24 protein-coding genes and 1 other annotated feature (1 of these 25 cut by a window edge) are annotated in these 24083 nt (G+C 47.8%); of the genes, 21 read left to right on the plus strand and 3 right to left on the minus strand.

Annotated features, from left to right (window positions below; all coding sequences use genetic code 11):
• Positions 1-17 precede the first annotated feature (17 nt).
• From GCWU000182_RS01655 to GCWU000182_RS01680, 6 genes are all read left to right on the plus strand, one after another.
• On the plus strand, positions 18-1484 hold the full coding sequence (locus GCWU000182_RS01655; protein ID WP_023390996.1) for a DnaD domain protein: 1467 nt from the start codon (positions 18-20) through the stop codon (positions 1482-1484).
• A gap of 12 nt (positions 1485-1496) precedes the next feature.
• The gene (gene dnaI / locus GCWU000182_RS01660; protein ID WP_023390997.1) at positions 1497-2435 is read left to right on the plus strand and encodes a primosomal protein DnaI; all 939 of its coding nucleotides are present in this window, start codon (positions 1497-1499) and stop codon (positions 2433-2435) included.
• A gap of 11 nt (positions 2436-2446) precedes the next feature.
• The gene (locus GCWU000182_RS01665; protein ID WP_023390998.1) at positions 2447-2653 is read left to right on the plus strand and encodes a hypothetical protein; all 207 of its coding nucleotides are present in this window, start codon (positions 2447-2449) and stop codon (positions 2651-2653) included.
• 122 nt (positions 2654-2775) lie between these two features.
• Positions 2776-3174, plus strand: coding sequence for a PTS sugar transporter subunit IIA (locus tag GCWU000182_RS01670; protein ID WP_023390999.1), 399 nt, complete (start codon positions 2776-2778; stop codon positions 3172-3174).
• Between the two features lie 159 nt (positions 3175-3333).
• Positions 3334-4287, plus strand: coding sequence for a LacI family DNA-binding transcriptional regulator (locus GCWU000182_RS01675; RefSeq protein WP_035364398.1), 954 nt, complete (start codon positions 3334-3336; stop codon positions 4285-4287).
• 73 nt (positions 4288-4360) lie between these two features.
• The gene (locus tag GCWU000182_RS01680; protein WP_023391001.1) at positions 4361-5212 is read left to right on the plus strand and encodes a class A sortase; all 852 of its coding nucleotides are present in this window, start codon (positions 4361-4363) and stop codon (positions 5210-5212) included.
• Positions 5213-5260: 48 nt separating this feature from the next.
• Here GCWU000182_RS01680 and GCWU000182_RS01685 read toward each other — a convergent pair whose 3' ends face one another.
• Positions 5261-5728 (minus strand): BlaI/MecI/CopY family transcriptional regulator, encoded by a 468-nt coding sequence (locus tag GCWU000182_RS01685; protein WP_023391002.1) that lies wholly within the window; start codon positions 5726-5728, stop codon positions 5261-5263.
• Positions 5729-5970: 242 nt separating this feature from the next.
• On the opposite strand from GCWU000182_RS01685, the gene nrdI reads away from it, so the two are divergent.
• The 3 genes from nrdI to nrdF are packed head-to-tail and all read left to right on the plus strand — an operon-like array spanning position 5971 to position 9562.
• A complete protein-coding gene (nrdI, locus tag GCWU000182_RS01690) occupies positions 5971-6369 on the plus strand; it encodes a class Ib ribonucleoside-diphosphate reductase assembly flavoprotein NrdI (RefSeq protein WP_023391004.1) in 399 nt (132 codons plus the stop codon).
• Entirely contained in the window at positions 6362-8539 is a 2178-nt protein-coding gene (nrdE, locus tag GCWU000182_RS01695) for a class 1b ribonucleoside-diphosphate reductase subunit alpha (RefSeq protein WP_023391005.1), read from the plus strand. Before nrdI ends, nrdE begins: the two co-directional genes overlap by 8 nt.
• Positions 8540-8551: 12 nt before the next feature.
• A complete protein-coding gene (gene nrdF, locus GCWU000182_RS01700) occupies positions 8552-9562 on the plus strand; it encodes a class 1b ribonucleoside-diphosphate reductase subunit beta (RefSeq protein WP_023391006.1) in 1011 nt (336 codons plus the stop codon).
• A 48-nt stretch (positions 9563-9610) separates the two neighbouring features.
• On the opposite strand, the gene GCWU000182_RS01705 is transcribed toward nrdF, so the two are convergent.
• Positions 9611-10705 carry a glycerol dehydrogenase gene (locus tag GCWU000182_RS01705; RefSeq protein WP_023391007.1) on the minus strand — a complete coding sequence of 365 codons (1095 nt, stop codon included), beginning with the start codon at positions 10703-10705 and terminating at the stop codon, positions 9611-9613.
• A 311-nt stretch (positions 10706-11016) separates the two neighbouring features.
• Here GCWU000182_RS01705 and GCWU000182_RS01710 point away from each other — a divergent pair, with 311 nt between their 5' ends.
• On the plus strand, positions 11017-11766 hold the full coding sequence (locus GCWU000182_RS01710; RefSeq protein ID WP_023391008.1) for an SDR family NAD(P)-dependent oxidoreductase: 750 nt from the start codon (positions 11017-11019) through the stop codon (positions 11764-11766).
• Between the two features lie 38 nt (positions 11767-11804).
• The gene (locus tag GCWU000182_RS01715) at positions 11805-12749 is read left to right on the plus strand and encodes a 2-keto-3-deoxygluconate permease (RefSeq protein WP_023391009.1); all 945 of its coding nucleotides are present in this window, start codon (positions 11805-11807) and stop codon (positions 12747-12749) included.
• A 211-nt stretch (positions 12750-12960) separates the two neighbouring features.
• On the opposite strand, the gene GCWU000182_RS01720 is transcribed toward GCWU000182_RS01715, so the two are convergent.
• Positions 12961-13719, minus strand: a complete 759-nt coding sequence (locus GCWU000182_RS01720) for a DeoR/GlpR family DNA-binding transcription regulator (protein WP_023391010.1) — start codon at positions 13717-13719, stop codon at positions 12961-12963.
• A 142-nt stretch (positions 13720-13861) separates the two neighbouring features.
• Here GCWU000182_RS01720 and GCWU000182_RS01725 point away from each other — a divergent pair, with 142 nt between their 5' ends.
• From GCWU000182_RS01725 to GCWU000182_RS01770, 10 genes are all read left to right on the plus strand, one after another.
• Positions 13862-14590, plus strand: a complete 729-nt coding sequence (locus tag GCWU000182_RS01725) for a class II aldolase/adducin family protein (RefSeq protein WP_023391011.1) — start codon at positions 13862-13864, stop codon at positions 14588-14590.
• Positions 14591-14592: 2 nt separating this feature from the next.
• On the plus strand, positions 14593-16359 hold the full coding sequence (locus GCWU000182_RS01730) for an L-fucose isomerase (RefSeq protein ID WP_023391012.1): 1767 nt from the start codon (positions 14593-14595) through the stop codon (positions 16357-16359).
• A gap of 78 nt (positions 16360-16437) precedes the next feature.
• The gene (locus tag GCWU000182_RS01735; RefSeq protein WP_023391013.1) at positions 16438-16746 is read left to right on the plus strand and encodes a PTS sugar transporter subunit IIB; all 309 of its coding nucleotides are present in this window, start codon (positions 16438-16440) and stop codon (positions 16744-16746) included.
• Positions 16739-17116, plus strand: a complete 378-nt coding sequence (locus GCWU000182_RS01740; RefSeq protein ID WP_023391014.1) for a PTS lactose/cellobiose transporter subunit IIA — start codon at positions 16739-16741, stop codon at positions 17114-17116. The genes GCWU000182_RS01735 and GCWU000182_RS01740 overlap by 8 nt, the downstream gene beginning before the upstream one ends.
• Positions 17113-18609 carry a sugar ABC transporter ATP-binding protein gene (locus GCWU000182_RS01745; RefSeq protein WP_023391015.1) on the plus strand — a complete coding sequence of 499 codons (1497 nt, stop codon included), beginning with the start codon at positions 17113-17115 and terminating at the stop codon, positions 18607-18609. The genes GCWU000182_RS01740 and GCWU000182_RS01745 overlap by 4 nt, the downstream gene beginning before the upstream one ends.
• A 24-nt stretch (positions 18610-18633) precedes the next feature.
• Positions 18634-19617: an ABC transporter permease gene (locus GCWU000182_RS01750; protein ID WP_023391016.1), complete on the plus strand. Its 984-nt coding sequence runs from the start codon at positions 18634-18636 to the stop codon at positions 19615-19617.
• Between the two features lie 96 nt (positions 19618-19713).
• Positions 19714-20775, plus strand: coding sequence for an ABC transporter substrate-binding protein (locus tag GCWU000182_RS01755; RefSeq protein ID WP_023391017.1), 1062 nt, complete (start codon positions 19714-19716; stop codon positions 20773-20775).
• Positions 20776-20809: 34 nt separating this feature from the next.
• Positions 20810-22300, plus strand: a complete 1491-nt coding sequence (locus tag GCWU000182_RS01760; RefSeq protein ID WP_035363898.1) for a rhamnulokinase — start codon at positions 20810-20812, stop codon at positions 22298-22300.
• Positions 22301-22729, plus strand: coding sequence for an RbsD/FucU family protein (locus GCWU000182_RS01765; protein ID WP_023391019.1), 429 nt, complete (start codon positions 22301-22303; stop codon positions 22727-22729).
• A gap of 33 nt (positions 22730-22762) precedes the next feature.
• Positions 22763-23914: an iron-containing alcohol dehydrogenase gene (locus GCWU000182_RS01770; protein ID WP_023391020.1), complete on the plus strand. Its 1152-nt coding sequence runs from the start codon at positions 22763-22765 to the stop codon at positions 23912-23914.
• 159 nt (positions 23915-24073) lie between these two features.
• Positions 24074-24083, plus strand: a binding site (T-box leader); it runs 218 nt beyond the window's last position.

A 24083-nucleotide genomic window follows, 5' to 3' on the forward strand; every position in this document is an offset into this window, starting at 1 on the left:
AGAAAGGAGGTCCCATCATGTTAAGTCCCTTACAGCCCTTTCGGGTTCGGCAGCAAGCGCCCTTGTCCCAGCTACAGCAGGTGACCCTGCGCCAATGCTATCAGCCTGTTATCGGCACGGTGGGGCTAGCCTTCTATCTGTCTTTAACAGATTACGCAGGAGCGGACGGTACCTGGAGCCCGGCGGTCATGCATGCTAGTCTGATTGATCAACTGCAAGTTTCGCCGGCCGACTTAAATCAAGCCCGTGGTTACTTGGAGGCCTTGGGCTTACTCAAATCCTATCAACCTAAAAAGGTCCAGGGCAATGCCCAGACTCAATTAGTGTCCTATGAAGTCATAGCGCCACTTGAGGTGGGGAGCTTCTTGCAGCACCCCCTTTATGCGGCTCTGCTGATGAATAAGATTGGGGATCAAGCCTTCTATCGCTTGATGCGCCGCTTTGAATGGGAAGAAATGGATGCCAGCGAGTATGTGGAAGTAACCCAGTCCTTCAGTCAGGTCTTCGACTATCCATCAGACCAAGCTATCAAAGACGCGCAGAACCAGGATGCTTTATCTGGATCCTACCGTCAGCAGACCGCCCCTAATCCAGCAGAAGCCAGCTTGGACCAAGAGAGTCAGGATAGTTTCCGTTATGGTCAGGTTCTGGATAAACTAGAAGCGGCTCAAGTCAATAGCCGACTCTTCACGCGGGAACTGCGCCAGCAAATGGCTAGTCTCCATCAAGTCTATGGCTTTAACGAGGAGCAAGTGGCGACAGTCATTAAATTGGCCTACCAAGACCAGACGGAACAAATTGCCATGGATCAATTACCGAGTCTGGCTAAGCGTTATAAGGCTAGCCTAAGCAGCAAGGAATCGGCTGCTAACCAAGCTGGCCAGCTCAAAGACCAGATTCAAGCCCGCGCCCAAACCTTGCGGGAACAAGGCCAATATAGCAATAATCAGGCACAAATTATTGCCACGGCGGAGATTTTGCCACCGCTGGCCTTTCTCAAGCAAGTCAAACAGGCCAAGGGTGGTATCCGGAGCGACCAAGAAGGCTATAACCTAGAAGCTGCTTTGGATAAGGTCAAATTGTCGCCTGCCATTGTCAACCTAGCTGTCTATTACCTCTTGGTCATGGAAGGGCGCGACCACCTTTACAAGTCTAATTTCGAAAAATTACTGGATGAATGGCAGCAAAAGGGGATTAAAGAAGTCCACCAAGTCTTTCGCTATATCGAAGACAAGCGCCAGGCCCAAGCCAAGAAGGCTAGCCAGGAGTCGGGACGTCCTTATGGTCGGACCCACAAGGGGGTCGGGGCCCATCAGCGTCAAGAAGTGGTGCCATCGTGGTTAGCCAAGCAACGCCAAGAAGGCCAAGATTCAGGGCAAGCATCCAATCAGGCCCAGCCTGATGCTAGCCCAACTGCTAGTCAAGCCACCCAGACCTTCGTCAATCCATTTAAGAAAGGGTCAGCCCAGGAGCTAGACCACTAGAGGAGGAATCTTATGGAGACAATCCAAGACGTCATGCGTCAGATTATGAACCAGCCCCATCTGCAAGAAATTTATGAGCAGGCAGTGGCCTTGGTCCGCCAGGATGAAGCCATTCAAGCCTTCCTCCAAGAACATCAAGCAGAATTAAGCGGGGAAATGATTCAAAATTCCCTGTCCAAACTCAATGAGTTTCGCCTAGAACGTCGGGCTATTGAGGCAGGCGAGGCAGGGACTAACCCAGGCTACCAGCCGGAATTATTCATTAACCATAATTTTATTGATGTCCGCTATAAGCCAACCACCGATTACTTGGCCAGTCTCAAGGCCCGTCGCCAAGCCGCTAATTTAGATAACCGCATGATGGCGGATGATGTCCGCCAGGCTCATTTGGCTGATTACATCATTGATTCGCCAGAACGTCAGGCCTTAATCAATGCGGTGACGCAATTTATGCAGACCTATCACCAAGACCCAAAATCAGCACAAGGTCTCTATATTACGGGTCCTTATGGGGTGGGTAAGACCTATTTATTGGGGGCTTTGGCCAATCATTTGGTGGAAGAAGAGGGCGCAACTGTGACTTTCTTACACTTCCCAACCTTTGCTTCTGATATGCGGGCTTCTATTCGGGACAATAGCACCCAAGCCAACTTGGATAAGGTCAAGCAGGTGGATGTCTTAATGCTAGATGACATGGGCGCCGAGTCTGATCCGTCGGGCTGGGTGCGAGACGAAGTCTTGGCCATTATTCTAGAGTATCGTATGCGGGAATCGTTACCGACTTTCTTCACTTCCAACTTCTCTCTGAGAGAATACGAAGAAGTCCTGACCTACAACCAAAAAGGCATTAGCCTAGCTAAGGCAGGCCGTATCATGGAGCGAGTTCGTTACCTAGCTCGTGAAATCACCCTCGATGGGCCAAACCGCCGCCAACTCAAACGGCAAGGATAAGGAGTAAAGCAATGAATCAACCAGAACCTAATGAACTGATCAAGCGTTATCGGATGACCCGCTTCCTTATGGTCATCGTCTTGGCTGTCCAACTATTTGTCCTGGCAGCCTACTACTTCAAGGAAAAGCAAACGGTCTTAGCCTTTCCTATGATTGTTAACAGCCTTTTCTTGGCTTTGGCCTTGACCCATTTGCGACATATTAAGCCTCGCGATTAAGCCAATCAATTCCTTTTAGCCCCGTTCTGCTTGAACTGGGCTTTTTTCTTATGTTCAGGGCTTGTCTGATGGACTCAAGTTACATACAATAGAAGTAAGAAAAAGCAAGGAGTGGATGTCAGATGAAGGTCTTGGTGACAGGGCATGGGGGCTTTGCCTTAGGCATGGCGGCAGCCAGTAGGATGATTGTTGGTGACCAGGAGCTTATCGACTGGTTGCCTTTTGAGGAAGGCACCAATCTCAGTGACTACCAAGCTCAAATCGCAGCTAGAGTCGAGAGGCATGGGGAAGAAGGTTTGTTGATTTTAACGGATTTTAAAGGCGGCACCCCCTTTAATGTCAGCATGCTGCTGTCTCAGGGGCATCCACAAGTCGCTGTTCTGGCAGGAACGAATTTGGCCATGATTTTAGAAGCCATTGATCAGGCACCTACAGCAAGTTCAGTGACTGACTTGGCGGATCACTTAGTGGTCATAGGACGCCAAGGTCTGCTTAAGGGAGTTTTGCAGGCGCGGAACTAGGCTTCCTTATCATGAGCGGCCTCTAGCTTCTAAATTTATTTCCTAGTAAATTCATAGTAATTTCCTAAAAAAATACCTGCTTTTAGTCGCAAGAGCAGGTTATTTTAGTGTATAATAGGGAAGAATACACTGGCAAATCGATGGAGAGGAGTGGACATTATCGCAACGCTGAAAGACGTGGCAAAGAAGGCCAATGTCTCTAAAATGACGGTCTCTCGGGTAATCAATCACCCCCAACTGGTGACGGATGAACTCAAGCAATTGGTCTATCAGGCCATGGAAGAACTCAATTATCGACCTAATATGGCGGCCAAGGCTCTAGCTCAGAATCGGACCCTGATTGTTAAGGTCTTGATTCTGGAAGAAATGGACGCGACAGAGCCTTATTATATGAACCTCTTATCTGGGATTGCCAAAGGTTTAGATAAGTACCAATACTCCCTCCAACTCATGACGGAGAACACCATTGATACGGGGAATAGTGATGGTTATATTATCACCGGCATGCGAGAGTCCGATTATGAATGGATTCGCAAAATCGACAAGCCGCTTATTCTCTACGGGGAGAATACCTACGGGGTGCCTTTTGTTGATTCTGATAACCGGCAGGCTGAATTTAAGGCCACCGAGTATGCCTTTAAAAAAGGCTATGACCACATTATCTTTGTTGGGATTGACGTACCGGAATACTTCGAGCGCCAGCGGGAGCAAGGCTATCAAGACGCTCTGGCGCAACATCCAGATCACACGGCGCAAATTCACCGCATTCGGAATTCTTCGACCGCAGCGGCAGAACTGGTTGAACGTCTGGACGCGCATTTGGAACCTAACACTTGCTTTGTTTGCGCCTCAGACCGCATTGCCTTAGGCATTCAGCGGGGCCTTAAGTCACTGGGTAAGTCCATGCCTGACGATGTGGGGGTCATTGGCTTCGATGGGGTCTTCTTAGACCAGATTGCTAGCCCGCAGCTGACGACTATGAAGCAGAAAGTCTTGGACATGGGGATTGCCTGTGTGGAACAGCTCATGCGCTTAATTGAGGGAGAAAGCCTCAAGGAAAGGGCCTGCTACTTTGAAGCAGATTTGGTGGAACGAGGCTCGACACGAGCCTAGGCTCTTTTACTACCTATTTAGACGGCGACATGTTAAACTAAGAATGATAAGTACCTAGAGGGGGATATAGAATATGACGGAAGAACGGATGACGCGGACAGAGCGCATGCGTCAAGAGAAAAAGCGGGGTAAGAAGCCGGCCAAGGCTGAAAAACCAGCTAAAGAAGCAAAAGTAAAGAAAGAGAAGCCGCAAAAACAAGGCAAGAAGAAGCGTAAGGGTGGCTTCTCTTGGCGGATTTTCCTAGCAGTTCTGCTCTTCTTAGCAGCAGCGGTACTCTTCTTATTGGATCCAATTAAGAACTACTTGGTACGCCAAGGTCAAGAAACCAACGCCGTGACGGAATTAAACCGTGACAAACGGGCTGAAATTGAGTCCAATGAGAAGAAGGACGTTAACTATGACTTTGGAGTCATCAAGCCATTGAATCCTTATGACGTAATTGCAAGTGGGGTTAACCCTAAAGACCTACCAACAGTCGGTGGGGTAGCCATGCCAGATGTCGGCATGAACTTGCCAATTTATAAGGGTGTGACCAACGAGGGGATGTACTTAGGGGCAGGGACCTTGATGCCTAACCAGAAGATGGGGGAATCCAACTACGCCATTGCTAGTCACCACTCCATCCACAAGGGCTTATTGTTCGAACCTTTAATGCACGCTAAGGTGGGTCAAGCCGTCTATCTAACAGACTTGGATAAGGTTTATAAATATGAAATCAACTATATTGATGAAGTAGACCCAAGCCGAGTTGACTTGATTGAGCCAACGGCCAATCCTATCTTGACCATGGTAACCTGTGATTCTTCATTAACCATGCGGGTTGTAGTACAAGCTAAATTAGTGGATACTAAGCCGATTGAAGAAGCAACTTCTGAAATGGTTAAGGCCTTCGAAGCTAAACAAACCATTCCAACTAATAACTAAACAAAAAGAAACCCCAGACATCCTGTCTGGGGTTTCTTATCTTATAGGCTAGCTAGCATGATGATGGTGACATTGGCAGGCACCAGGTGGGCACTGACAGGCAACCGCTTGGGGAGCCGACTTGATTTGTTCTTGGAGCTGGTCAATTAGAGCCTGACAGTCAGCCTGGCTGAGGGGATTAGTAGCCAGCAGGTGGGCTAGATAACGAGCCCGTGATTTTGTACAAATAGGCTCTAGGGCAGATTGCAGGCGGCCTAGTGCGGCCTCTTCTTGACTAATGGTAGCATGAAACTGGAAGGGACTTGTGTCCTGGGCTTTATCCAGGTAGCCCTTTTGGATTAAGCGTGAGAGTAGGGACTTAATGGTCCCCACCTTCCAGTCGGTGCTGGCAGACAGGGTATCAATAAGCTGGCGGCTGGTAATACCAGGTTGCGTCCAAACGACACGCATGAGACGCCATTCAGCTTCACTAATGTGAGGATGATCTAGCTTGGCTTGAGTGAGTGTATCCGTCATAGGCGTGCTCCCTTCTGTAAATAAATTACACTTGTCATCTACTAGTCTAGAGGCTGGCCTCTGGCTTGTCAAGCAAGGAGCACAAGATATAGCGCTGAGCCAACTGGCCAGGCTTGAATTAGCCTGATTTAGCTAGGGTAGACAGGCTTTTCAACACTACATCTTGTGTTGTCTAGAGGAATCGTGCACTAAATGTTGGGGCTTAGGGCTTGTTTTTCGTCCCAGATATGGTAAGATAGAACATGTTGAAAAATCTATTGAAGGAGGTGTTGAAATTGCTAGTGGTCTACCTATCCATCACGGGTCAAACGCGTAAGTTTGTCCATAAATTAGACTATCCCTTGTTGGAGATTACTCCAGACTCCGTCTTCACTGAAGTCCAAGAACCCTATATTGTGGTCGTACCGACTTATGAGAAGGAAGCAACCGAGATAGTGAATGAATTTATCGAAGTAGGCAATAACCGCCATTATTTTAAGGGCGTTGCCGGTGGTGGGAACCGTAATTTTAATACCTTATTTGGTTTTACAGCCAAGGATTTAGCCCGAGATTATCAAGTGCCCCTCTTGCACTTATTTGAATTTCAGGGGTCCGAAAATGATGTTAATAAATTGAAAGAGCAGGTGGAACAACTTGGATAAACCAGTCTTAAAGAGTCGTCCGACTGAAGTCACTTACTTCAAACTCAATAATGAATTAAACCGTCCTGTTGATGGGAAAATCCCTCTCAACAAGGACCGGGAAGCCGTGCGTGCTTATTTCCTAGAGCACGTTAACCCTAACACGGTCTTCTTCTATTCTTTGGAAGAGAAGATTAACTACTTGGTAGATAACGACTTTATCGAACGGGAATTCATAGAGAAATACCCAATGGAGTTCATTAAGGAGCTGATTTCCAGCACCTATAAGATGAAGTTCCGCTTCAAGTCCTTCATGTCTGCCTTCAAATTCTATACCCAGTATGCCCTACGGACTAACGATGGGGCCCGCTACCTAGAGCGCTATGAAGACCGGATTGCTTTTTGTGCTCTCTTCTTAGCAGACGGGGACCAAGAATTAGCCGTTCGCTTGCGAGATGAAATGATTAGCCAACGCTATCAACCCGCAACCCCAACTTTCTTGAATGCAGGGCGTAAGCGCCGTGGGGAATTAGTATCTTGCTTCTTGATTCAAGTATCTGATGATATGAACTCAATCGGGCGGACCATTAACTCAGCCCTACAACTGTCTCGAATTGGTGGTGGGGTAGGGGTTAACCTATCCAACCTACGTGCTGCTGGTGACCCAATTAAGAAGATTGAGAACGCCTCTAGCGGGGTTGTGCCGGTGATGAAGCTCTTGGAAGATAGCTTTAGCTATTCCAACCAATTAGGCCAACGTAATGGAGCCGGGGCAGTCTACCTCAATGTCTTCCACCCAGATATTGTCTCCTTCCTATCAACCAAGAAGGAAAATGCGGATGAGAAGGTGCGGGTTAAGACCCTGTCTTTAGGAGTCGTGGTACCAGATAAATTCTACGAATTAGCTGCCAAAGATGAGCCTATGTACCTCTTCAGTCCATACGATGTGGAACGCATCTATGGCCGTCCATTTGCCTATGTGGATATTACGGAAGAATACGACAACTTGGTCAACAACCCTGAGATCCGCAAGTCTAAGATTTCAGCACGTGATTTGGAAAATGAAATTTCTAAACTCCAACAAGAATCTGGCTACCCATATATCGTCAACATCGACACGGCTAACCGGGCCAACCCAATTGATGGGACCATTACCATGTCTAACCTCTGTTCTGAAATCCTTCAAGTTCAACGGCCAAGCCACATTAACAACCGTCAAGAGTTTGAAGTCTTAGGGACCGACATTAGCTGTAACTTGGGTTCAACTAACATTCCAAACATGATTGAATCACCTGACTTTGCTTCATCGGTGGAGACTGCGGTTCGAGCCTTGACCTATGTCACCGACCACTCTAACATTGAAGCAGTGCCAACGGTTAAGCATGGGAATGATTTGGCTCATACCATTGGTTTGGGCGGCATGGGCTTGCATACCCTCTTCGCCATCAACCAAATGGAGTATGGCTCACCAGAGTCAGTTGAATTGACTGAAGCCTACTTCTATGCCCTCAACTACTACACTTTAGTAGCTAGCAACAAGATTGCTAAGGAACGTGGCAAGAGTTTTGACAACTTCGAGAATTCTAAGTACGCGACAGGTGAGTACTTCGATGCTTATATCCAAGCACCTTTCCAAGTGACCTCTGAAAAGGTGGCTGCCATCATGAGCAAGGTGGCACTGCCAACAGCAGATGACTGGCGTGCCCTCAAGGAAGCAGTAGCGGCTAGCGGCCTCTACCACCAAAACCGTCTGGCCATTGCCCCAACCGGCTCTATCTCCTATGTCAACGAGACCAGTGCCAGCTTGCACCCAATTACACGTCTGATTGAAGAACGTCAAGAGAAGAAGACAGGGAAGACCTATTATCCAGCGCCAATGCTATCCAATGAGACCCTGCCTTACTATAAATCAGCCTATGATACCGATATGCGTAAGGTCATCGACGTCTATGCGGCGGCCCAAAAACATATCGACCAAGGCATGTCCTTAACCCTCTTCATGCGTTCAGAATTGCCAGAAGGCATGTATGAGTGGAAAGAAGGCCGGACCAACAAGATGACGACACGTGACCTTAACATCTTACGTCACTATGCTTGGAAGAAGGGCATCAAGTCCATCTACTATGTACGGACCTTTACGGAAAATAACGACGAAGTCGGCAGCAACGAATGCGAAAGCTGCTCGATCTAGGAGGCGTCAGACATGACAGACAAACAATACTTTAACCAAATTCTTTCCCAGAAGAACAGCATGCCAGTAGCCTACTATAAGGCTATCGACTGGAACAAGGTCGAAGACATGATTGATAAGTTGACCTGGGAAAAACTGACCGAGCAATTCTGGTTGGATACCCGGATTCCGGTTTCTAATGACTTGGATGACTGGCGGACCTTATCCATGGCAGAGCGTGACGTAGTGGCCAAAGCCTTCGGCGGTTTGACCCTCCTAGATACTCTTCAATCAGAAGAAGGGGCGGCGCTCATGAAGGATTTTGTCCGGACCCAACATGAAGAAGCGGTCTGGAATAATATCCAGTTCATGGAATCTGTTCACGCCAAGTCCTACTCTACTATCTTCTCCACCTTAAACACTAAGGCTGAAATCGAAGAAATCTTCGAATGGACTAACACTAACGAGCAACTCCAGTATAAGGCTAAGAAGATCAATGAAATCTACCAATCAGGCCACGGCCTCAAGATTAAGGCAGCCTCTACTATGTTAGAGACCTTCCTCTTCTACTCAGGTTTCTTCACGCCACTTTATTACTTAGGGAATAACAAGTTGGCCAACGTGGCAGAAATTATCAAGCTCATTATCCGTGACGAGTCAGTCCACGGGACCTATACAGGTTATAAATTCCAATTGGGCTATAATGAATTGCCGGAAGATCAACAGGCTGAGCTCAAGATGTGGGTCTATGAACTCTGTATGGACCTCTACCAAAATGAAGCCAAATACACCCAGTCCCTCTACGACCAAGTCGGTTGGACTGAAAAAGTTAAGGTCTTTATTCGCTATAATGCCAATAAGGCGCTCCAGAACTTAGGCTTTGACCCGCTCTTCCCGGATACAGCAGAAGATGTTGACCCAATTGTCATGAACGGGATTTCTACCGGAACATCCAACCATGACTTCTTCTCACAAGTAGGTAACGGCTACCTCTTGGGTGAAGTGGAAGCAATGGAAGACGAAGACTATTCTAAATGGCTATAAAAAGAAAGCTAGGACTGTCGTCCTAGCTTTTTCTTTGGCTTATCTTCTTTAGAAATTCTCCCGTACGTAAGCATCTAAGGCTAAGAGGGCATCGGCCACATCGCTAGCCGTGAATTTTTGGGCCATTTGATGAATGGTTTCGCCATCTTGAGTAGCTAGGGCGCCGACTTTGACTAGGTCTTCATAGGCCACGCCAGCTAATTTCACTTCTTCCAAGGTAGTTGGGAGACCCAAGGCTTGATAGAAGCGGATGTAGCGGTCTAATTCTTCTTTAGGACGATTTTCTAATAGCAATTGGGTCAGGGTCCCATAGGCTACCTTTTCCCCGTGAGTTAGACTGTGAATGTCACCGTGTAAGGCAGTAAAGCCATTGTGGATGGCGTGAGCAGCAGCCAGCCCACAAGATTCAAAACCAATCCCACTCAGTAAGGTGTTCGCTTCTACCACTGCTTCTAGGGCTGGCGTCACGACCTTAGCATGGGCTGCAGCAAGCGCTTGGAGGCCATTTTCAAAGAGGGTGGCTTCGCAGGCACGGGCAATGGCTTCAGCTGCAATACTTGGACTGCCACCGGCCATGGTTGCGCCATGCGCTTCAATGACAGCACGGCCTTCAACCCAGGTAGCTAGGGCATCTGCAATCCCAGAAGCTAGCAGGCGTACAGGTGCTTGGGCAATGACTTGGGTGTCTACTAGGACGAGTTCAGGGTTCTTGCTGTAGAAGAGGTAACGTTCGAAGACGCCTTCTTCTGAGTAAATAACCGAGAGAGCCGAAGTAGGAGCATCAGTCGAAGCGACCGTCGGCAAGATTGCCACCGGCACTTGTAGCTTGTCAGCAATGGCTTTGGCGGTATCAATGGTCTTACCACCACCCAAACCAAGGATGACTTGAATGTCTAGGTCACGACCTACTTGGCTAACGCGGTCAATTTCGACGTCTGAAGCTTCCCCATGGAAGGCTTCGTAGTGAACAAAGGCACTGCGAGCTTTGAGGTCTTCTTCTAACTGACGGCCGGCAATTTCATAAACAGTCGAGTCGGCTAGTAGGAGTGCGCGCTTACCTAGAGCGAGAATATGGTCTAAGCCAGACTTGAGCACGCCTTTACCTTGGACATAACGAGAAGGACTTGCAAATACTTTTTCCATCAAACATCACCTTTTCTTTCTAGATTTGTGGCTAGGCCACTATAACCTCAGTCTAGCACTGGAAGGCTTGTGAAGCAAGTGAAAGGCCTTTCAGAATTCTGTTGTGATTATGATTCACAAATTTTCTGATTTTTGTCGGGCAGAGGTCCTTTTATGACTGAGGTATAGGCAATCTCTATCTAAGTATAAACTATATTCTTAAATTCAATAAAATACCATATTTTATATAATCGGCTTTCAATCCGATAACAGGAGTGCTATACTTAAAGCATAGAATTCTATGACAAACCTAGAAAGAAGGATCTGATAACATGGACTTTACAGGTAAAAGAGCCATTGTCACAGGTGGTGCCAATGGGATCGGGAAAGAAGTCGTTCGCGGTATTGTCGAAGGCGGTGGATCCGTCATTATCGCCGATATTAATGAGGCAGCAGCTCGGGCTACCATTGCCGAATTTGGTCCAGCCGTCGATTTTGTCCACATGGATTTAGGTGACCATGAGGCCATTGAGACCGCTATGCAAAGTATTCTGTCTAGACCTGAACGCGTGGATATTCTAGTCAACTGTGCTGGGGTCATCTCTGCTAAGCCATTTGATCAATTAAGCTATGAAGAATGGGAACGTACTATCCGGATTAATCTAACCGGTTGCTTCTCTACCATCAGCCAGATCTTCCCTTATTTCAAGCAAGCGGGCGGTGGTCGTATTGTTAACGTCTCCTCAGTAGCCGCGAAATTAGGGGGTGGCCTCTTAGGGACGGCTGCCTATGCCTCTTCTAAGGCCGGCTTGAATGGCTTGACCAAAGCCATTGCTAAGGAAGGCGGTAAATACGGTATCTACTGTAATGCAGTTTGCCCATCCTTCACCCGGACTGAAATGACGACCGTCCTATCCGAAGACGCTGAAAAGAGCCAACGCGTCATTAGCATGATTCCGCTAGGCAAACGCGCCGAACCAGTTGAAATTGCCCAAATGATTCTCTTCTTCGCCAGTGATTTAGCAAGCTTCATCACTGGGGAAATTGGCGACTGCGACGGCGGCATTACCTTAGATGGTTGATGTCTCCAAGTCAATCTATCTGAAGGGAGCCAAGCAAGATGCAAAAAGCCAAAAAATTCAAAATCCCTGGGGACATTATTATTATCCCTATGTTTATCGGCTGTGCCATTAACAGCCTGTTGCCACAGGTCCTACAAATTGGTGGTTTCACCACCCCAATTGTTAAGGGGGCCGGGCCTCTAGTCGGGGCCTTCCTCTTCTTCATTGGGGGGACCATTTCCTTAAAAAATACGCCTAAAGCGGTAGGTCGCGGGGCAGCTATCATCCTATCCAAGATTGCCGTCTCTGTTATCCTAGGGCTCTTAGTAGCCAAACTCTTAGGCGATAATTTCCTAGGCCTGTCAGCTCTCGCCATCATCGGGGCCATGTCTGTGGCCAATAATGCCATGTATGCCGGCATTGTTGATGTCTACGGTAATGAAATTGACGCCGGCGCTGTGGGCATTACCACCCTTAGTGTGGGGCCGATGGTGACCATGGCGGCCTTAGCTTCAGCGGGCTTGGCTAATATTTCCATTTGGAACTTGGTCGGGACGGTCTTGCCCCTAGTCCTAGGGATTGCCCTTGGGAATGCCTTTCCTTTTATGAAGAAAGCTCTCTCCAATGGGGTGCCTGCCATTATTATGATTGTAGGTTTCTGCTTGGGGGCCAACATGAGCTTCGGCCAAATTCTTGAAGGCGGCCTGCCAGGTATCCTTTTAGGGATTCTGACCACCGCGCTTGGCGGGGCAGTCGCTATCTGGGTGGACCGGCGTACAGGCGGCTCCGGGATTGCCGGTGCAGCCATTTCTAGTACAGCAGCCAGCGCCATTGCGACCCCAGCGGCCTTGGCGGCTGTGGATGCTAGTTTTAAGGGGCTGGAGTCAATCGCCACAACTCAAATTACGGCTTCTGTTATTGTAACGGCTATTTTAACGCCACTCTTGACCGCTTGGGTAGCCAAACGTAATCAGGAAAAGGGCATTGACAGCAAAGCAATCTAAAAAAAGGCCAGCAGAAGATGCTGGCCCTTTTTAGTTGGTGACTTGCTCAGTGACTGGCTTGGCTTGTGGTCGTCTGAATTTGAAATTAGGCACTTTTAACTTATAAGTAAGTGGAGAAAAGTGACTTTTCAATATGAGGGAAAAACAAATTAAGTTTAATAATTATTTCTAAGACAAAAAGCGCGCCATCGGGACGCGCTTTTTTGACTTTTTAAGAACCCCAGAGGATTTCGCAGTGGGGACCCACTGTGTCCTGGAAGGACTCGATAGGGGACTGGTCAGTCACGATGTAATCCAGAGCAGAGTAGTTGCTGAGCTTGAAATAGTGGCTGGTATTGAACTTGGAGTGGTCCGCTAACAGAATGGACTTGTCGGCATTAGCAATCATCTGCTGCTTAATCATGGCCTGATTGTGGTTGGCCTCGTAGGCGGCATAGCGATCAAGACCACGACAGGAGAAGAAGGCCAGGTCGGCATGAAAGTTATTGATGAACTGGGTGGCAAAGTCACCCAAGGCCGAGTTGGTGCCAAAGTCGATATGCCCACCCGATAGGAAGAGGGTGACATTCTCGAAGTTGTTGAGTAGGCGGGCGGCCTCAATCCCATTGGTAATGACGCGCAAATTCTGGTGGGGGGATAGATAGGGAATGAGACTGGCAGCAGTGGTAGAGCTGTCAATGAAAATGGAGAGATTATCGGTGATAAAGGTAGAGGCAATATCGGCGATAATTTCCTTGCTTCTTTGTTCCTCATGAGCACGCGCAGAATAGGTGTACTCAATGTTGTTGCTGTTGGCGAGGCGTACTTCCCCGTGACTGCGGAGAATCTTGCCGTCGCGCTCGAGTGCAATCAAGTCGCGTCTGAGAGTAGAAGTGGAGCAGTAGACGAGTGACTCAAGTTGCGTGGTGGAGATGACTTTCTTTTTGCCGAGAATATCCATAATACGGCTCATCCGTTCAAAAGAAACCATCCAGTATCCCTCCTTGATGAACAAATTTGAACACTTCTGACTATATTATAGCACTATTTTTGACCATTTACCAATAGCGCTTCCATCTATTGTAAGCGATTTTACAACGAGGTATCATTATCTTAAAGAAAGGGATGATTGTATGAATCAAGAAGAACGTTTGGTCAGAGACCAAATTTGTGACGTGTGCCACAAAATGTGGCAACTAGGTTGGGTAGCCGCCAACGACGGGAATGTCTCAGTTCGTTTATCTGACGACACGATTATCGCGACCCCAACTGGCATGAGTAAGAGTTTTATTACACCAGAGAAGTTGGTCAAGCTCAATTTGCAAGGTGAGATTTTGGAAGCTAATGAAGGCTACCGTCCATCCAGTGAGATTAAGATGCACATTCGTTGCTATCAAGAGCGCGACGACGTCAAAGCAGTCGTTCATGCCCATCCACCAATTGCCACAGCCTTTGCCTTGGCTCACATTCCGCTAGACAGCTATTCACTGATTGAATCAGCCATTGTCATCGGTTCTATTCCTATCACGCCATTCGGGGTACCATCGACCATGGAAGTGCCAGATGCTATCACCCCATACCTACCAGAACATGACGTCATGCTCTTAGAAAACCATGGGGCTTTAACAGTAGGGAGTGACGTCATCACCGCTTACTACCGCATGGAAACACTAGAACTGGTTGCTAAGTCTACCTTCCATGCACGTCTCTTAATCTCAACCAAGGGGATTGAAGAAGACGAAATCGCCCGTCCAACCCTAGAGCGACTCTTCGCTATGCGGGCTAACTATAAGGTAACCGGCCGCCATCCGGGCTATAAGAAATACAATGCGGATGGAACAGTTAGAGAATTGGAGGAATAATCATGAGTCAACATCCACGTATTGGGATTCGCCCTACAATTGACGGTCGTCGCCAAGGCGTACGGGAATCCCTCGAAGTCCAAACCATGAACATGGCCAAGAGTGTGGCTGACTTAATCAGCAGCACGCTCAAATATCCGGACGGCCAACCGGTTGAATGTGTTATCTCACCTTCAACCATTGGACGGGTGCCAGAAGCAGCCGCTTCTCACGAACTCTTCAAGAAATCCAATGTCTGTGCAACCCTTACCGTGACCCCTTGCTGGTGCTACGGGAGTGAGACTATGGATATGTCACCAGATATTCCACATGCCATCTGGGGCTTCAACGGGACTGAACGTCCGGGCGCTGTTTACTTAGCCGCTGTTTTAGCTTCTCATGCGCAAAAGGGGATCCCAGCCTTCGGTATTTACGGTCACGACGTACAAGAAGCCGATGATACTGAAATCCCTGCTGACGTGAAGGAAAAGATTCTCCGTTACGCCCGGGCTGCTTTAGCAACTGGTTTGATGCGCGACACCGCTTATCTGTCAATGGGGAGTGTCTCCATGGGGATTGGGGGCTCAATCGTCAACCCAGATTTCTTCCAAGAATACTTGGGTATGCGTAATGAATCAGTCGACATGACCGAATTCACCCGCCGGATTGACCGTGGCATCTATGACCCAGAAGAATTTGAACGCGCCATGACTTGGGTGAAGGCCAACATCAAAGAAGGCCAGGACCGTAACCGTGAGGACTTAGTCCTATCACCAGAAGAAAAAGCAAAACAATGGGAATTCGTTGTTAAGATGTTCATGATTGGACGCGACCTCATGCAAGGTAACCCTCGCTTGGCAGAACTAGGTTTTGAAGAAGAAGCGGTAGGTCACCACGCCCTAGTGGCTGGTTTCCAAGGCCAACGTCAATGGACTGACCACTTCCCTAACGGGGACTTCATGGAAACCTTCCTTAACACGCAATTTGACTGGAATGGTATCCGTAAGCCTTATATCTTCGCCACTGAAAATGATGCCCTCAACGGCGTGTCCATGCTCTTCAACTATCTCTTGACCAATACACCACAAATCTTCGCTGATGTACGGACTTACTGGAGTCCTGAAGCAGTCGAACGGGTAACCGGTCATAAGTTAGAAGGTCATGCAGCGAATGGTTTCCTTCATTTGATTAACTCTGGCTCATGTACTCTCGATGGTACCGGCCAAGCTAGTCGTGATGGGCAAGCTGTGATTAAGCCATTCTGGGAATTGGAACAAAGCGAAGTCGATGCCATGTTGGCGAATACAGACTTCCCACCAGCTAACCGCGAATACTTCCGTGGCGGTGGCTTCTCAACTCGCTTCTTGACTAAGGGCGGCATGCCAGTGACCATGGTTCGCCTCAACCTTCTCAAGGGCGTAGGACCAGTCTTACAAATTGCGGAAGGTTACACCTTAGAATTGCCTGATCAAGTGCACCATACCTTAGATAACCGGACCGATCCAGGTTGGCCAACCACTTGGTTCGCACCACGCTTGACCGGCAAGGGTGCCTTCACTTCTGTCTATGATGTCATGAATAACTGGGGGGCTAACCACGGGGCGATCTCTTACGGCCACATTGGGGCAGACCTGATCACCTTAGCATCCATGTTACGGATTCCAGTCAACATGCATAACGTAGCAGAAGAAGATATCTTCCGTCCTAAGAACTGGAGTCTCTTCGGTACAGAAGATTTGGAAGCAGCGGACTATCGCGCTTGCCAAACCTTAGGCCCAATTCATAAGTAGTTAAGCACTTGGCGTCAGCGGGGCTGGGTTTCAGCAAGCTAGCCCCCAGGACGCAGCTTTAAGAAAAGGAGGGTCACCATGACCAAAACGATTATCTTAGCCTGCGTGGGTGGGCTGACCACTTCTATGTTGGTTGAACGCATCAACGAAACCATCCACAAGGATCAACTGGACTACTCTTTCTATTCAGTTGGAATTACCGGGATTAACAACCTCAAGAATATTGATGTCTTACTCCTCAGCCCACAATTAGCCTATTTAGAAGAAAAGGCTAAGGCTAATCTATCTGTCCCTGTAGGGGTCATTTCAGATTCAGACTTCGAATTAATGCAAGGGGAAGCGGTGCTCCGTCAGGCCGAAACCTTGATGGGCGTCAGCCATGAGTGAGGATGTCCAAGCAACAAGCCCAAGTCAAGCCTTGATGCAGCTGATTCTCAAATCCTCTAAGGCCACCGGTCAAGTCTTGGCCGCCATTCAGGCCGCCCAAGAGGGAGACGCAGCGGCTAGTCAAGACTTGTTGACTCAAGCCCAAGCCCTCAATATTGAGGCGCATAACCTTCAGACGGGTCTGATTCAAGCAGAGCTTCAAGGTCAGGCAGCGCCTGTCAGCCTCTTAGCCGTTCATGCTCAGGATCACTTTATGAACAGCCACTTATTGGTGCAAGTCGCCGATATCCTGATTGGCCAAGCTCAGACCATCAAGACCCTAGAAGAAAAGTTAGAAAAATTGGAAAAAAAAGTAGGTGAAATTGCATGAGTCATCCAGTCATATTAGAAATGAAAGGCATCGTCAAGAGCTTTGGCCCTGTCAAGGCGCTCAAGGGCGTCGATTTCGACTTGCGGGCCGGCGAAGTGCATGCCTTAATGGGTGAAAATGGGGCTGGTAAGTCCACCCTCATGAAGGTTTTGACCGGAATTTACGGTGCCAACGAAGGCACCATCCTCTACCAAGGAAAGCCGGTTGCCTTTACTCGTCCTATTGATGCCATGGATGCCGGGATTGTCATCGTCCACCAAGAATTGAATATGATGAACCACCTGAGCGTGGCTCAAAATATCTTTATCGGACGTGAAACCGTTAAGAACCACTTCCTCCTAGACGACAGTGCTAGCATTAAGAAGGCCAAGGAACTCTTCGACCTCTTGAAGCTAGACATTAACCCCTCAGAGAAAGTCGGTAATCTGACCGTCGGTAAGCAGCAAATGGTTGAAATTGCCAAGGCCCTTTCCATGGAAGCCAAGGTCATTGTCTTTGACGAACCAACGGCTGCCCTGACCGAATCTGAAATCAATGAGCTCTTTGTCATTATTGATGATTTACGGGCCAAAGGTGTCGGTATTATCTATATTTCCCACCGGATGGATGAAATTGCGCGGATTACTGACCGCGTAACCGTCATGCGGGACGGGGAATATGTCGGGACCGTTAATACCAAAGACACGACCAAGGATGAAATTATCGCCATGATGGTTGGTCGGACTATTTACGAAGATCCAAAGGCTGCCTCAACGGTGGCACCAGATGCGCCAGTGGTGCTCGAAGTAGAACATCTCAATGCTGGCTCCAGTGTCAAAGACGTCAGCTTCAAGTTACACAAGGGTGAAATCCTCGGCTTCTCTGGCCTCATGGGGGCAGGGCGTACCGAAGTAGCGCGGTTGCTGTTTGGTGCAGACCAAAAAGACAGCGGTACCATTCGCATCAAGGGCAAGGAAGTAACCATCAAGTCACCACAAGATGCCATCGCTAATGGGATTGGTTATCTATCAGAAGACCGCAAGCGTTATGGCTGTATCGTGGATATGACCATCGCCAATAATACGGTCATGACTAACCTAGATGCCTACATTCACTCAGGCTTAATCAACGATGGGGAAATCGTCAAAGCCAGCGACCGTTTCGTCGCTTCCCTTAAGACCAAGACCCCATCCTCCAAGCAGCTGGTTCGCAACCTATCAGGGGGGAACCAACAAAAAGTCGTCATCGCTAAGTGGTTGGAACAGAACAGTGACATCCTGATCTTCGACGAACCAACCCGTGGGATTGACGTCGGGGCTAAGAGTGAAATCTACCGTCTCATGAATGATTTGGTTGCCCAAGGCAAATCCATCATTATGATTTCTTCAGAATTAACCGAAGTTTTGCGGATGAGTGACCGAATTGTCGTCATGTGTGAAGGCAGAAAAACCGGTGAGCTCGACATCAGCCAGGCAACCCAAGAACGGATTCTGGCCTTGGCGACTGACCGCTAGACTAGCAGATAGAGGTGTATAAGCATGAAAGATCAACAGTCCTTATGGATGAAATTAGAAAAAACAGTCGGCTTACAAAAGCTGATTGCGCTGATTGCCCTGATTGTCATCTTTGGCTTCTTCGCAATTTCCAGCGAATCCTTCCGCTCTTTTGATACAGCGGTCAGCATCTTAGATGCATCTTACTACATTGGGTTCCTAGCCATTGGGGTAACCTTCGTTATCATTACCTCAGGGATTGACTTATCAATTGGGACGGTCATGATGTGCTCGGCCATTATTGGTGGGGTCCTTCATACCAAACTAGGCTGGCCACTCTGGCTTTCACTTTTGGCAATCTTAGTGATAGGGGGTGTATTCGGTTTATTTAACGGGATTCTGATTGCCAAATTCGGTTTGCCACCATTTATTGCGACCTTAGGTACCATGATGATTTCACGGGGGCTTTCTTCCATCGTCTCCAACGTTCAGAGTGTGACCTTCCCATTACGGGGTACAGGCGAAGGCTGGTACAAGGACTTGTTCCGGACCAAGGATAATTTCCCAACTGGTTTGATTGTCCTCATTATCATTGCCATCATCGCTGCCATTGTCCTTAACAAGACTAAGATTGGGCGTTATATCTTCGCTATCGGGTCTAACAAGGAAGCAACCCGCCTATCTGGGGTTAACGTTATTAAATGGGAAGCTATGGCTTATGTCATTAGTGGTCTCTTCGCTGGTCTAGCAGGGATTGCCTATGCAGCGACTTATTCTACTATCTTACCAGGTACCGGGAACGGGATGGAACTTGATGCCATCGCCGGTGTCGTGGTCGGGGGTACTTCCTTGGCCGGTGGGGTCGGGTCAGTACTTGGGACCATTATTGGGGTCTTCATTATGTCAGTCCTCAAGATTGGTTTGCCATATATCGACTTACAACCGCACTACCAATTATTCATTACTGGTTTCGTCGTGATTATCGCAGTCTACTCCGATATCTTGATTCGTCAAAACAAGAAAAAATAGGATCAAGGGGTCAGATGACTATGGCCTAGTCATTATGAGGGATTGAGGTCATGGCTCACCCACTCTAAAAAAACACATAAAAAGGAGCAACCTATTATGAAAAAGTCATTTAAACTTGCTATCGCAGCTTTTGCATCCTTATTGACCTTAGGTGGTGTTTCCAGCACTGGCTTTGTCGCACATGCTGAAGAAACCCGCGTGGAAGTTATCGCCAAAGGTTTCCAACATGACTTCTGGAAAGCTGTTAACAAAGGGGCTGAAAAAGCTGCTGGCGAATTAGGTGCTAAGATCAACTTCGTTGGGCCACAAAACGAAACAGCTATTGCTGAACAATTGGAACAATTGAACAACGCCATTAACAAGAACCCTAAAGCCATTGCTTTAGCAGCCTTGGATACAGAAGCTGAATTAGATGCCATCAACATGGCGCTCAGCAAAAACATTCCAATCATTGGGTTTGACTCTGGGGTTCCAGGGGCACCAGAAGGGGCAATCAAGGCGACTGCTTCAACTGATAACCACGCAGCAGGTGGGAATGCAGCTGAACACCTCTTCCCAATGTTAGAAGGTAAGGTCAAAGATAAACCAGTTCGTATTGGGGTTATCTCTCAAGAAGCCAACTCCCTCTCTATCACCCAACGTACTTCAGGTTTTATCGACAAGATGGTAGAACTCTTTGAGAAGAAGGGCGTTAAAGTGGCAGTTGTAGGTCACGATAAGTTCAAGAACAATGTAGCGGAAGCAGATGCTAAAGTCATTATCGAAGTGCGCGTGCCTGCTCAAGTAGATGATGCGGCTGGTAAGACGGAAGCTTCTACTGTCTTAGAAAAAGAAGACACTATTGCGATCTACGGTTCTAACGAATTTGCAGCTAAGGCCATCATCAACGCTAACGGTGGTTTCTCTGAATCTAAATTAGGGGCAGACAAGATCTTAGCAGTTGGTTTTGACTCTGGGGCCCTCCAACAAGATGCTATCCGCAAAGGGATCTTTGTAGGTTCTGTTACCCAAGACCCAATCCAAATCGGTTACCAAGCAGTGAAATTAGCGGTTGAAGCAGCTCAAGGTAAAGAAGTCAAAGACGTGGACACTGGGTCCAAGTGGTATGACGCTAAGAACATCGACTCTGATGAAATCAAAGCCCTCTTATATGAATAAGAAAACCATGTAAACTCTAGTGGAGGCGAATGCCATGACGCGCATGAAACTTTTGGCCATTGACCTGGGGGCGAGCTCAGGTCGCGTAATGCAAGCCATTTATGATGGACAGACCCTCCAACTCACTGAGGTGCACCGGTTCGCTAACGAACCGGTCAGCCTCAATGATGGCTTGTACTGGAATATTTTACACTTACAAAATGAAATCAAACGCGGCATCAAGAAGGCGACCCAAGTTGATGACATTCCTATTCGTTCTATTTCAGTGGATACTTGGGGTGTCGACTATGCCTACTTGGATCAAGCGGGAGATATGATTTACCTGCCACACTGCTATCGTGATAACCGCATGGGTTCTTATGAAGCAGACTTCTATCAAGCCATGGCGCCAGAAAAGCTCTTTGACTTGACGGGGGTTCAGCCAGCGACCATTAACTCGGTCCTACAGCTTTATGCGGACTTACAGGAAAAACCACATCTCAAGCAGATCGCCCAAAAGGTCCTCTTTATGCCGGATTTGATTAACTACTTACTCAGTGGAGTAGCAGCAACCGAGTATACCATTGCCAGCACTTCTGGCTTGTTATCATCCAGCCAAGCGGGGAGCTTTGAAGACAAGGTTCTAGATTGCTTCGGGATTCCTAAGGAATGGTTCGGTCAGGTGATTAAAGGCGGGCGCATCTTGCGCCAATTGTCGCCACGCATTACCCAAGAGCTCAAGATTGAGCCTTTTGACGTAATTGCAGGGGCAGGCCATGACACAGCGGCAGCTGTGTTGGCTATCCCTTATGCTAGCGACCAACCAACGGCCTTTATCTCTTGCGGGACCTGGTCCTTGGTAGGCTTGGAGTCGGATCAACCAGTTTTGAGTTCAGCTGCTTATGCAGCCGGCCTAACCAATGAAGGCTGCTTCGACGGTCGTTATCGTTTGCTCAAGAACACCACTGGCTTGTGGATTCTGCAAGAACTGCAACGTGATTGGCGCTTGCAAGGTGAGGAATTGTCCTTCGCTCAAATGGCAGAATTAGCTCAAGCAGTGACCGACAACCAAACCTGGATTAATCCAAATGATGCGATTTTCGCTTCGCCTCATGATATGGAAGCTAAGATTAAGGAACGTTGTCGTCTGACCAACCAAGCAGTCCCTCAAACCAAGGGACATGTGGTCAGAGTGGTCCTAGAAAGTTTGGCTCTTGCTTATCGGCAGACCTTGGATCAGTTGGAGCAACTGACCGGACAAAGCATCGACGCCATTCATATGGTGGGTGGCGGCATTCAAAATCGCCTGCTCTGCCAGTTAACGGCTAATTTTTCCGGGCGTCCTGTCCGGACGGGGCCAATCGAGGGCAGTGCCTTGGGTAATATCTTAGCCCAACTCTTAACCTTGGGCGAGATTAAGACCCGCCACGAGGCCCAAGCCTTAATTAAAAACAGTGAAACAACACATGATTATGAGGTAGCGGATTTGCCTAATCGTGACCAAATCTATGCTCGCTACCTGGAATTGACGAAAGGTGGTCAATAAATGCTTAAACATATACCAGCCATTTTGAGTCCAGACTTAGTCAAATATTTGATGGAAATGGGTCATGGGGACGAATTAGTCATTGCCGACGCCAACTTCCCAGCTCATCGCCTAGGCCAGCGTGTCATTCGTGCGGACGGTCATGGGGTCCCAGAACTCTTGGATGCCATTCTGACCCTCCTGCCTTTGGATCCTTACAGTGATTACCAAGCAGGCCTAATGCAGGTGGTGCCAGGGGACCCAACGGTTCCGGTCATTTGGGAGGAATACAAGGCCATCCTAGACCGTCAGACCCAAGACCAAGGCTATCAAATCAAAGAAATTGAGCGGTTTGCCTTCTATGAACAAGCCAAAGATGCTTATCTCGTTATCCAAAGCGGGGAGACCGCCCTATACGGCAATATCATTTTGAAAAAAGGCGTACTCTAGCCACGTCAAAAATTGCAATAGGAGTGAACAATTATGTCAACATTTTATGTACCAGCTATTAACTTAATCGGTAAAGGGGTGATTAATGAAGTTGGTTCTTACGTCAAAGAATTAGGCTACAAGAAAGCTCTCTTAGTAACGGATACCTTCATTGCTTCTAGCGATATCTTACCTAAAGTGACGAAACCTTTAGATGCAGAAGGAATCGACTATGTCGTCTTCTCAGATGTCGATCCTAACCCTTCATGTAAGAATGTCTTGGATGGTCTCAAGGCCTTGCAAGAAAACAACTGCGACTTCATCATTTCACTCGGTGGTGGTTCACCACAAGACGCAGCGAGCTGTATCTCGGTTATGGCAACCAATGGTGGTAAGCCTCAAGACTACGAAGGTTTGCACAAATCAGCTAAGAAAGGTTTGCCAGTTGTGGCTATCAACACGACGGCTGGGACTTCTGCTGAAATTACCATTAACTATGTCATTACCGACGAAGAACGTAAGGTTAAAATGGTCATGGTTGACAAGAATAGTTTGGCGCTGATCTCTGTTAACGACCCTGAATTAATGGTATCTAAACCAGCAGCTTTAACAGCTGCAACTGGTATGGATGCCTTGACTCACGCGGTAGAAGCCTTGGTAACACCGGGTGCTTATGGCGTCACCAAGAAACTTTCTATCGGGGCAATCGAATTGATTAAGGAATTCTTGCCACGAGCAGTGAAGGATGGGCATGATATTGAAGCCCGTGAAGGCATGGTCAACGCTATCTTCTTAGGTGGTATGTCCTTCAACAACGCTGGTTTAGGTTATGTCCACTCAATGGCTCACCAACTAGGGGCAGTTTATCATTTACCACACGGTGTCTGCTGTGCCATGTTATTACCAGTGATCGAACGTGAAAATGCTAAGCGCGTACCAGCTGCCTTCCGTGATGTGGCCAAGGCCTTAGGTTTACAAGTTGAAGGTAAATCAGATGAAGAATGCGCTGCTTATGCCATTAGCGAAATCGAAAAATTGTCTGAAACAGTGGGTATTCCTAAGAAGTTAACCGAATTAGGTATTGAAGAAAAAGACTTTGACTTCGAATACTTATCCAAGAATGCCATGATTGATGCCTGCGCACCAGGTAACCCATTCACCCCAACCTTGGAAGAAACCATTGCCTTCTATAAGGAACTCTTCTAGGACCTAACTAGATAAAGATTGACAAGCACCCTATGGCCAAGTTGGGGTGCTTGTTTTAGTTTATGGGGGCTTATAACTATTGCCTATAACACATGCTAGATTTTTCGTCTAACAGCATAGCTTGACCCTGGCTTGGGACTTAGGTATAGTGAAAACATAGGAAACACGT

Source organism: Abiotrophia defectiva ATCC 49176, assembly GCF_000160075.2.
Classification (GTDB): domain Bacteria; phylum Bacillota; class Bacilli; order Lactobacillales; family Aerococcaceae; genus Abiotrophia; species Abiotrophia defectiva.